Below are 10,648 nucleotides of genomic sequence, written 5' to 3' on the forward strand. Positions count from 1 at the left end.
TTGTGTCAAGCTATAAATTATTTAAATTTTACAATCTGCCGTCAACCGTATTTCCTAATACTCCTTTTACATCATAGAGAATACTTTTTTCTGCTTGAAGTGATTTATAATCTAGGTTTAAAAATTCTTCATGTGCAACTCCAAGCACAATGGCATCAAACTGATATTTTGGACATTGATTAGTTGCATCTAAGTTATACTCATGTTTCACAGATGAAGGATCTGCTAATGGATCATAAATCGTAACTGATATTTCATATTCTTCAAAAGCTTTGATCATATCCACAATTTTGGTATTCCTTACGTCAGGGCAGTTTTCTTTAAAAGTAATTCCAAGCATTAAAAGATTTGAGCCGTTGACTTTGATTCCTTTTTTGATCATGAGTTTTACCACCTGCGATGCCACATATTCCCCCATGCTGTCGTTCAATCTTCTTCCTGCCAAGATAATCTCTGGATTGTATCCAACTTCTTGCGCTTTTTGTGCCAAATAATAAGGATCAACTCCTATACAATGTCCTCCTACCAATCCTGGCTTGAAAGGCAAGAAATTCCACTTCGTTCCTGCTGCTTCAAGAACAGAATGTGTATCAATCCCTAATAAGTTGAATATTTTTGCCAGTTCATTAACAAAGGCGATATTGATGTCTCTTTGTGAGTTTTCGATTACTTTTGCTGCCTCGGCTATTTTAATGGACGGTGCCAAATGTGTGCCTGCAGTGATTACCGATTTGTATAATTCATTTACTTCTTGTCCGATTTCGGGTGTAGACCCAGCTGTCACTTTAAGTATTTTTTCTACAGTATGTTCTTTATCGCCTGGATTGATACGTTCTGGAGAATAACCTACATGAAAATCTATATTAAATTTTAAGCCTGATATTTTTTCCAAAACAGGTACACATTCTTCTTCAGTAACTCCTGGATAAACAGTGGATTCATAAATAACGATATCTCCTTTTTTTAACACTTTGCCTACTGTTTCACTTGCCTTATATAGCGGATGCAAATCGGGGCGATTATTTTTGTCTACAGGAGTGGGAACTGTAACAATGTAGTAATTACAATCTGCTATATCATGTAAGGAAGAAGAGCACAGCAATCCATTTTGATTATTATCAAAATTTTCTACCAATACTTCTTGCAGTAAATCATCGGATATTTCTAAAGTACTGTCAATACCTGACCGCAAACCATCTATCCTGTTTTGATTAATATCAAATCCTACCACAGAATATTTTGTTGCAAACAGTCTTGCTAGCGGCAACCCCACATAACCTAGACCAATTATTGCAATTTTTTTTAAACCCATTGAAACGTATTTTTATTATTTGCCGACTATTGTTCTGTAAATTAGCGATGTTCTTATCTTTTGTCAAAAATTATTTAAACTGATGCTTATTTTAAATTTTTCCAATACCAATCTACAGCTTCTTTTAGTCCTTCCCTTATTTTATATGTTGGTTCATAACCTAATAATTTTCGAGCTTTTTCAATACTCGCTAGCGAATGGGGGATATCGCCTTTTCTATTAGGTCCGTGCTTGATTTCAACAGAACCAATTTTTGAATCCAAAATAGTCAAAAATTCTTTTAAATAGCCTGCCAATTCATTCAGAGTCGTCCTATCACCAACTGCTGTATTATATATTGTGTTGAGTGCTTCTTCATTGGTAACAAGAATGGCTTTTTCATTCATTTGTACTACATTGTCAATGTATGTAAAATCACGTGAAAAATCTCCGTTCCCATTTATCACAGGGCTTTCATAATTCATAAATTGCTTCACAAATAACGGAATAACCGCTGCATAGGCTCCGTTTGGATCTTGACGTCGACCAAAAACGTTGAAATACCTCAAACCAATAGTTTCTAACCCATAGGTTTTGCTGAAAATATCTGCGTATAATTCGTTGACATACTTCGTAATTGCATAAGGAGACAAAGGCTTTCCTATTTTCTCTTCAACCTTGGGCAACGTTTCAGAATCACCATACGTAGAGGAACTTGCCGCATATATAAAGCGTTTTATCTTCGCATCTTTAGAAGCAACAAGCATGTTTAAAAATCCAGAAACATTGACTTCATTGCTTGTTATAGGATCATTTATAGAACGTGGCACTGATCCGAGCGCTGCTTGATGCAATACATAATCCACGCCTTGTACAGCTTCTCTGCAAATATCCAGATTTCGAATGTCACCCTCCATCATTCTAAAGTTTGGATTGCTAAGAAAGGGAGCGATATTATCTTTATGGCCTGTCGAAAAATTGTCCAAACAAATAACCTCATTTCCTTTTTCCAGGAAATATTCGCATAAATTAGATCCTATAAATCCCGCACCCCCCGTTATTAGTATCTTCGACATTTTCTTTACCGTTTCTTACTATTCTGAAATAATTATTTTTCATGTCAATATACAAAAGCTACCTGACTTTTTATTTCTTAAGGTACTTTTCTTGCAATTTACTTTTTATTCGCCAATCGTAACAAATACTGTCCATATTCATTCTTTTGTAATGGAGTTGCTAGATCAATCAATTTTTCTTTTGTGATATAGCCCATTTCAAAAGCAATTTCTTCTAGACAAGCCACCTTAAGCCCTTGTCTTTTTTCAATAGTCTGGATAAAGTTCGAGGCTTCTAATAATGATTCATGGGTTCCTGTATCTAGCCAGGCGTAACCGCGTCCCATTAGTTCTACTTTTAGATTTTTTGAATGTAGGTAGTCTTGATTCACCGTCGTAATTTCTAATTCTCCCCTATTGCTAGGCTTTATTGTTTTTGCAATGTTTACGACTGAGTTCGGATAAAAATACAATCCCACAACAGCATAATTGCTTTTTGCTTCTTTAGGTTTTTCTTCGATTGAAATTACATTTCCGGACTTATCAAATTCGGCTACTCCATAACGTTCTGGATCTTGTACATAATATCCAAAAACGGTAGCTTTTTTCTCAATCTGAACGTTTTTAACAGCTGTTTTAAGCAGGTCTGTCAAACCATGGCCATAAAAAATATTATCTCCTAAAATCAGACATACGTCATCTGATCCGATAAATTTTTCGCCTATAATGAAAGCTTGGGCCAATCCATCAGGACTTGGCTGTTCAGCATATTCGATCTTTATCCCGAAATCATCTCCATCTCCTAAAAGATTCCTGAAATTAGGCAAATCATGAGGAGTCGATATCACCAAAACTTCGTCAATTCCTGCCAACATCAGAACAGAAAGCGGATAATAAATCATCGGCTTGTCATAAATCGCCATTAATTGCTTTGATATGGATCTTGTCAAAGGATACAGTCTTGTTCCCGAACCTCCAGCTAATATTATCCCTTTCATACTTGTATTTTTAAGCTTTTAGTATACCTAAAACTTATTGTTTTTATTTATATTGTCTAAGCATTTCTCTAAGCTATGCTTATAATCTGAAATTTCTATTTTGTAAACTTCTTTAATCTTGGTCTTATCTAATAATGAATAGGCCGGCCTCTTTGCTGGAGTCGGATATTCTGTTGAAGGAATTCCGTTTACATTGCAATTGCTTTTGGAAATTTCTTTAATAGCCAAAGCAAACTCAAACCAGCTTATTTCTCCTTCATTTGAAAAATTATAAACGCCTTCATGCCAATCTTCAGATGTTATAATTTTTAGTATAGCTTCGGCCAAATCTTTCGCATACGTTGGGCTTCCGATTTGGTCATTGACAACGTTTATCGAATCGCGTTCTTTCATTAATCGCAACATCGTCTTTACAAAATTGTTTCCGAATTCTGAATAAACCCACGAAGTCCTGATAATAATGCTATTTGGATTATTTTTCAAACAGGCTAACTCACCTAATAATTTTGTCTTGCCGTATTGGCTTTGAGGATTTGTTGAGTCATTTTCTTTTAAAGGAACAGCTGATGTGCCATCAAAAACATAGTCTGTCGAAATATGAATTAGCTTGCAATTATTCTGAAAACACCATTGAGCTATAATGTCAACAGCTTTGTGATTGATTGAATCTGCAAGTTCTATTTCTGTTTCTGCTTTGTCTACTGCTGTATAAGCGGCGCAATTGATAATGTAATCAGCTTTTGTTTTATTCAAAAAAGTCGTTATATCTTCTTCATTTTCAAGTGAAAAATCAGACCTGTCTACAAAAACAAAATCAAACGCTGGATAGTGAGAGGCCAAAACCCTTAGCTCACTTCCTACTTGTCCGTTTGAACCTGTTACTAGTATTTTTTTCATAAGATGCTCCTACTCTAAGTCTTTCAGTCCGCCAAGAATTTGATCTTTTGCTGAAACGATGCATTCTTTACTATCGATTTTCCAATCAATATTTAAGTTTGGATCGTCAAAACGAATTCCTCTTTCGCTATTCTTGTCATAAAGTTGGTCTACTTTATAAGAAACAACTGCCGTAGGACTCAAAACCGAAAAACCGTGTGCGAAACCTTGCGGTATCAACAACTGTTTTTTGTTTTCGTCAGATAAAAGAACGCTGAAATGTTGTCCGTACGTTTTAGAATCTTTTCTGATATCTACAGCAACGTCTAAAATTTCACCTTGCAAAACACGCACTAATTTTGTCTGAGCAAAAGGCGGCAACTGTAAATGGAGTCCTCTAATGACTCCATATTTTGAAAAGGACTGATTGTCCTGAATAAACTTTATATGAATGCCGTTTTCTCTGAATAGTGCTTCATTATAAGATTCGAAGAAATAGCCTCTTTCATCTTCAAATACTTTTGGAGTAATGACTAGCAAATCTTCTATTGGCGTATTTTCAATTTTCATTTCAATGTATTTTGCAATTGGAATCTTGGAATGACTAATTATATTGCTTTTCGTAATATTTGCTGTATTCTCCGCTGGTTACGTTTTTCAACCAATCTTCATTTGACAAGTACCAATCGATGGTTTTTTCTAAACCTTGCTCAAATGTTACGGAAGGTTTCCAACCTAACTCTTTGTGTATTTTTGAGGCATCGATAGCATAGCGCAAATCGTGTCCTGGACGGTCTTTTACGTACGTAATCAGTTTTTCAGAAGTTCCTTCTGGTCTTCCGAGCTTGCTGTCCATAATCTTGCAGAGCAATTTTACTAGATCAATATTTTTCCACTCGTTAAATCCTCCAATATTATAGGTTTCATGATTCTTACCTTCATGGAAGACCAAATCGATTGCGACTGCATGGTCTTCTACGAAAAGCCAATCGCGTGTATAATTTCCATCACCATAAACGGGCAAGGATTTATTATTGATAATATTATTGATGAAAAGCGGTATTAATTTTTCAGGGAAATGGTTCGGTCCGTAGTTGTTCGAGCAGTTTGTCAAGACGTACGGCATACCATACGTTTCTCCATAAGCACGAACAAAATGATCGGAACTTGCTTTCGATGCAGAATAAGGTGAGTTTGGATCGTATGGGGTAGTTTCTGTAAACAATCCCTCTGTTCCTAGGCTTCCATACACCTCATCGGTACTGATATGATAAAAACGTTTTCCTTCGAAATTTCCTTTCCAGGTTTCCTTAAAGGCGTTCAAAAGGTTCATTGTGCCGATAACGTTTGTCTTTACAAAGGCTAAAGGATCGGTTATGGAACGATCTACATGTGATTCTGCTGCCAAGTGCAATACGCCTTCAAACTGGTGTTTTGTAAACAAGTCGTTTATAAAATCGGCATCTACGATATCGCCTTTTATAAAAGTATAATTCTGTTCATTTTCAATATCTGCAATATTCTCAAGATTTCCCGCATAGGTCAAGGCATCGAGATTAAAGATATGGTATTGAGGATAACTCTTCACAAATCTTCTGACAACATGAGAGCCAATAAAACCAGCTCCTCCCGTAATTAGTATGTGTTTCATCTTTCTGATTTTATGAACCAATTCCTTTGTATATAAAGCCCATTTCTGTTAATTGTTTTGCATCTAGAATATTTCTTCCGTCAAACACAAAGGCTGGCTTCATCATATTGTCATAGATTTTTTTCCAGTCATAATCACGGAATTCATCCCATTCTGTCAAAACAGCGATAGCATGGGCATCTTTGCAAGCTTCATAAGGTGAGGCAGCTACAGTTACTTGCTTCTTGTTTTCTTCAGCAGTTCTTGAATCTAAATAATTTAAGTCTGAAAGTATCTGTCCTTCGGCTACTTTTGGATCAAAAACATAAAGTTCTGCTTGCTCATTAATCAAGTCATCTGCTACATATATCGCAGCTGATTCTCTTGTATCGTTTGTGTCTTTTTTAAAAGCCCAACCCAAGAAAGCAATCTTTTTTCCTGAAACAGTGTTATAAAGCGTAGTAACAATTTTATGCGAAAATCTTCTTTTTTGGTGATCGTTCATGATAATCACTTGCTCCCAATAATCGGCTACTTCGTTTAAGCCATACGCTTTAGCAATATAGACTAGATTCAAGATGTCTTTTTGAAAACAAGAACCGCCAAATCCTACTGAAGCTTTTAAAAACTTAGGTCCAATTCTGCTGTCCATTCCAATAGCTTTGGCTACTTCGCTGACATCAGCACCTGTCTTTTCGCAGAGTTCTGACAATGCGTTTATAGAAGATACTCTTTGTGCTAAGAAAGCATTTGCTGTCAGTTTAGACAACTCTGAAGACCAAAGATTGGTTGTCAAAATTTTCTCTTTTGCTACCCAGTTTGCATATACATCTACAAGAGCGTTTATCGCATGCTGCCCTTCTTCTGTTGTATCGCCACCTATTAAAATCCTATCTGGATTTAACAAATCTTGCACGGCCGTTCCTTCTGCCAAAAACTCTGGATTGGAAAGAATCTGAAAACGGACGCCATTTCCAGTATTGTCCAAAATATTTTTGATGGCTTCCGCTGTACGAACCGGAAGCGTCGATTTTTCGACAACTATTTTATTTGATTTTGAAACTCTTGCTATCTGTCTAGCACAAAGCTCAATATATTTTAAGTCAGCCGCCATTCCTTTACCAGAACCGTAGGTTTTTGTAGGCGTATTTACAGATATGAAAATCATTTCTGCTTCGTCGATAGCTTTTTCAACGTCTGTAGAGAAGAACAAATTTCTACCTCTGGCTTCGGCTACGACTTCTGCGAGCCCTGGTTCATATATTGGAATATTATTGGTGTCTTTATCATTCCAAGCAGCTATTCTTGCTCCATTCAAATCAACAACAGTAACTTTAATATCAGGACATTTTTGCGCAATAACGGCCATAGTTGGCCCTCCTACATATCCTGCACCAATACAGCAAATCTTTGTTATCTTCATTCTTATTTTTTGTTCTTATTGCAATTAATTTAAATTTTGAGCAGCAGATTATCGCCATTACTACTCTTTTTAAAGAGAATGTCAGTATATTCTTAATGACGTTCATCCTAATAAATACTATTTTAGTATAGTATAAATCTTGGCAAAAGTAAGGCTTTTTAACATTATAACACATTTATAGTATCATTCAATTTCTAAATATAGAAAAATTTAAAATCTCATGATTGGCCTATAGATATTGACATAAATTTTATTTCATTACCTTTTTGTGATTTAACCCAAAAATACAAACAATTTAACAAGCGCACTTTATTTAGTATTGTAATTAATTCTAATTTTACTGCCCCTTTTTATAACTTTAACATAATTCAAAAACTTATTCTTTTTATTACTACCACTTATGATAAAAAAAGTATTTTTTCTTCTCATCCCCATGGGAATTTTTGCACAAAACAAACCATTTGACCCCGTAAAAACACAAGAGCGAATTACCCAGTTCATTTTTTCAAAACCAGACAGTGCCAAAGTTTATCTTGACATAATGCTAAAGCACAATTATCAACTTCATGACACGGTTGTTTCTAAAAACTATAACAATTATGGTGTTTATTATAGCTTGACTTCTAAGCACGATTCAGCAAAAATATTTTTTAATAAGGCCGTATCAAAATCAGCCAAATATCCTAAAAATAGGGCTGGAAGCCTTATCAATCTTTCTATCGCTTATCGAAATACAGGAGATTATAAAGCTTCGCTGGATTATCTGGAAGATGCTCTAAAAATTTATGAGTCTTTAGACAATGAAAAAGGAAAAGCGATTGTCTATGGAGAAATGGCTTCGAACTATGCTTATATGATCGACAATAAAGCTGCCACAAAATATTTATTGAGAGGCATCGAAATCTTGAGCAAGTTGAATGACAAAAAAAGTTTGATGGTTCAAAAGCAGAAGCTGGCTAATATTTATTTTAAGGTCGAAAACTTCAAGTTTGCTATTGATCTCTACGAGGAATGCCTCCCGGCGATGAAAGAGGTAAAGGATTTAAAAAATTATTACCTAACGCTTATCAATTATGGCGATTGCCTAACGTATGTCAAAGACAATTCTAAAGCAAAAAGAGTGCTTTTAGAAGCTGCAGAAGGACTTGAAGATTTTCACAACATGGAATTCATAAGCTTGGCTTATAGCAAATTAGGAAAAATAGCTTTACAGGAAAAAAAATACGACCTTTCCAGCATTTATTACAAAAAAGCATTTGACGGGATAAAAAACACCAATTCTTTTCGATTCATGCTCATTGGCGCCGAATATATCCAGCTTTTGAATCAGACTGAAGAATTCGAAAAAGCACTGGGAATCATCAAATTAGTAGAAAATTCGCCAAACAGAAAAACGTTCAATGCAGAAGACCAAATGTTTTTCTACCAAGTGTCTGCAGTCACTTTTAAGCATACTAATATAAAAGACAAAGGAATCGAGGCATTAGAAAAGGCAATAACCATCAAAGATTCTTTGTCCAAGGCCAATAATGAAACCATCACGAAAGAATTACAAGCAAAATTCCAGACAGAAATCCAGCACGAAAAGAATATTTCTTTAAAAAGGAAAAATGAACTGCTAAGCCAAAAAGTGAAAGCCCAAAGAGGAAACTATTTTGTTATTGGAATTGGAATCCTAATTCTTTGTATAGCCGGATTTGCTGTTTCAAGAGCTTATTGGCTCAAGCATAAACTGCAAAAAGCAAAACTGAGAGAATCTGAAGCAGAGAAAAATAACCTTTTAGAAAGAAATGCCTATAAAAGGAAGATTACCGATAATCAAAAACAGATCATACAGCTTCGCGAACAAGAATTAACATCTATGACTCTGCAGCTTGCCAATTTGCAGGATCAAATTTCTTCTATTATTGAAAGCGAATCTTCAAATGCTGATCCGAAATCGAATACTGTCAAATCTTCATTGCAACAACTCATAAAGCAAAAAGACTACTGGAAAGAGTTTTCAATTAAATTTGGGCAGATACATCCTGACTTTAAAGGCAAGCTTCAAGAACGCTTTCCTATACTGACCAAGAATGATATCAATTTCTGCTCTTTACTAAAATTGAATCTTTCGAATAAAGAAATTGCTACCCTGCTCCAAATCTCGCATGAAAGCGTGATTACAAAAAAGTACCGTATCAAGAAAAAAATACAAATTCAAGATGATAATGAATTTGAAAAAATAATTTCAGAAATCTAAACTGAAATTTTAGTCTAAAAAAAGCCTGCTAAATGCAGGCTTTTTTATTACGTGATTTCTGTATTTTTTTTCAAATAAGCAAAAACGAAAAGCTATCGTCAAAATGAAAAAACGACGAACTTACTTATTTCTTCGACGAACTGCAAAAAATCAAAAAATGGGTAGTTTAAAAAGTCATTATGACTTTTTAATACGTAAAAATTACGTGTTCGGTTTTGTTGTTTTATAGACAAAATATAGATTAAATTATAACGCATTTAAAATCAAATAGTTACATATTAATTTTCTTCTTCTAAAAATACCGTTGTCTATATTTTATCTATATCCTTTTCAAGTCTTTTCGCGTAATTATAGGCTTAATTTGTCACAACATTAACAAATACCACACCCCAATCTATTTTAATTACACTTTCAAGGCAATAGGCTTTCCCATCTGTTTGTAAGAGAAGGAAAGCATATCCAGCGGAAAGTAAAAAACAAAAAAATAATTCTTAACATGATTGTCTATGCTAAAAAAAATCCCCTACCGACTGCGGTTCCTACTGTATCTTTTTACAGGCATAATTCTGTTTACAGTTGTCAGACTGCTACTTCTCTAAACACATTCATTATTTAATAAATAACGAATACAGATAAACTGCCGGGAACAATGATTTTTGTTTCTGTCCCCTATTTCAATAAATATTAACCAATCAATTAAACATGAGAAAATTATCACTAATTCTCTTCATGGTCCTCTTGTGCGCTACTTCTACTTATGCACAATCCCCCGAGGATCAAAACAAGGTACTGCAAAAATGCATTGACCTTAAAGAACTCCAGGGTTATTTGCCTGGAAAAACGGCTCAGCCGCTTTATGTTATGCAACACGGTGTTTCATTTGGCAAAGAAATCAATGCTTCAAAAAACGGAAAATCTTTGGTGTTTTTATCCAAGAATGAAATCAACATGCAGCACCCTGATTCTTACTTTTTGTTTTGGCTGTTTGAGATCAACGAAAAAACAGCTCGTGTGTCATTTGTCTATAATTATGACCAAAATCAAAGCAAAAAAGCTGTCAGGGCTGACCTAGAGCTTAACAGAAATGGCTCTGAATGGACGATAACTTCAGTAACAATTAATAAAGTCTAATT

At 34.9% G+C, this 10,648-nt stretch carries 9 protein-coding genes; 2 read left to right on the forward strand and 7 right to left on the reverse strand.

Annotated elements, in window-relative coordinates:
* Positions 1 to 28: 28 nt before the first annotated feature.
* From GGR22_RS13755 to GGR22_RS13785, 7 genes are all read right to left on the reverse strand, one after another.
* A complete protein-coding gene (locus tag GGR22_RS13755) occupies positions 29 to 1,312 on the reverse strand; it encodes a nucleotide sugar dehydrogenase (protein ID WP_182494143.1) in 1,284 nt (427 codons plus the stop codon).
* Between the two features lie 86 nt (positions 1,313 to 1,398).
* Positions 1,399 to 2,367: an SDR family oxidoreductase gene (locus GGR22_RS13760; RefSeq protein WP_182494144.1), complete on the reverse strand. Its 969-nt coding sequence runs from the start codon at positions 2,365 to 2,367 to the stop codon at positions 1,399 to 1,401.
* Between the two features lie 98 nt (positions 2,368 to 2,465).
* A complete protein-coding gene (rfbA, locus tag GGR22_RS13765) occupies positions 2,466 to 3,344 on the reverse strand; it encodes a glucose-1-phosphate thymidylyltransferase RfbA (RefSeq protein ID WP_182494145.1) in 879 nt (292 codons plus the stop codon).
* A gap of 27 nt (positions 3,345 to 3,371) precedes the next feature.
* Positions 3,372 to 4,241, reverse strand: coding sequence for a dTDP-4-dehydrorhamnose reductase (gene rfbD / locus GGR22_RS13770; RefSeq protein WP_182494146.1), 870 nt, complete (start codon positions 4,239 to 4,241; stop codon positions 3,372 to 3,374).
* A 9-nt stretch (positions 4,242 to 4,250) separates the two neighbouring features.
* Positions 4,251 to 4,790, reverse strand: coding sequence for a dTDP-4-dehydrorhamnose 3,5-epimerase (rfbC, locus tag GGR22_RS13775; protein WP_182494147.1), 540 nt, complete (start codon positions 4,788 to 4,790; stop codon positions 4,251 to 4,253).
* 34 nt (positions 4,791 to 4,824) lie between these two features.
* Complete coding sequence (rfbB, locus tag GGR22_RS13780; RefSeq protein WP_182494148.1) at positions 4,825 to 5,871, reverse strand: dTDP-glucose 4,6-dehydratase; 1,047 nt, start codon at positions 5,869 to 5,871, stop codon at positions 4,825 to 4,827.
* A gap of 10 nt (positions 5,872 to 5,881) precedes the next feature.
* Positions 5,882 to 7,273 (reverse strand): UDP-glucose 6-dehydrogenase, encoded by a 1,392-nt coding sequence (locus GGR22_RS13785; RefSeq protein ID WP_182494149.1) that lies wholly within the window; start codon positions 7,271 to 7,273, stop codon positions 5,882 to 5,884.
* A 400-nt stretch (positions 7,274 to 7,673) separates the two neighbouring features.
* Here GGR22_RS13785 and GGR22_RS13790 point away from each other — a divergent pair, with 400 nt between their 5' ends.
* Positions 7,674 to 9,515 carry a tetratricopeptide repeat protein gene (locus GGR22_RS13790; RefSeq protein WP_182494150.1) on the forward strand — a complete coding sequence of 614 codons (1,842 nt, stop codon included), beginning with the start codon at positions 7,674 to 7,676 and terminating at the stop codon, positions 9,513 to 9,515.
* A 702-nt stretch (positions 9,516 to 10,217) separates the two neighbouring features.
* A complete protein-coding gene (locus GGR22_RS13795) occupies positions 10,218 to 10,646 on the forward strand; it encodes a hypothetical protein (RefSeq protein WP_182494151.1) in 429 nt (142 codons plus the stop codon).
* The last annotated feature ends 2 nt before the right edge of the window (positions 10,647 to 10,648 follow it).

The organism is Flavobacterium gossypii, assembly GCF_014138495.1.
Lineage (GTDB): Bacteria > Bacteroidota > Bacteroidia > Flavobacteriales > Flavobacteriaceae > Flavobacterium > Flavobacterium endophyticum.

Bases quoted from the DNA above. Each gene is read 5' to 3' on its own strand.
- GGR22_RS13755 (WP_182494143.1), bottom strand. From the start codon at position 1,312: ATGGGTTTAAAAAAAATTGCAATAATTGGTCTAGGTTATGTGGGGTTG.
- GGR22_RS13760 (WP_182494144.1), bottom strand. From the start codon at position 2,367: ATGTCGAAGATACTAATAACGGGGGGTGCGGGATTTATAGGATCTAAT.
- rfbB (WP_182494148.1), bottom strand. From the start codon at position 5,871: ATGAAACACATACTAATTACGGGAGGAGCTGGTTTTATTGGCTCTCAT.
- rfbD (WP_182494146.1), bottom strand. From the start codon at position 4,241: ATGAAAAAAATACTAGTAACAGGTTCAAACGGACAAGTAGGAAGTGAG.
- GGR22_RS13785 (WP_182494149.1), bottom strand. From the start codon at position 7,273: ATGAAGATAACAAAGATTTGCTGTATTGGTGCAGGATATGTAGGAGGG.
- rfbC (WP_182494147.1), bottom strand. From the start codon at position 4,790: ATGAAAATTGAAAATACGCCAATAGAAGATTTGCTAGTCATTACTCCA.
- GGR22_RS13790 (WP_182494150.1), top strand. From the start codon at position 7,674: ATGATAAAAAAAGTATTTTTTCTTCTCATCCCCATGGGAATTTTTGCA.
- rfbA (WP_182494145.1), bottom strand. From the start codon at position 3,344: ATGAAAGGGATAATATTAGCTGGAGGTTCGGGAACAAGACTGTATCCT.
- GGR22_RS13795 (WP_182494151.1), top strand. From the start codon at position 10,218: ATGAGAAAATTATCACTAATTCTCTTCATGGTCCTCTTGTGCGCTACT.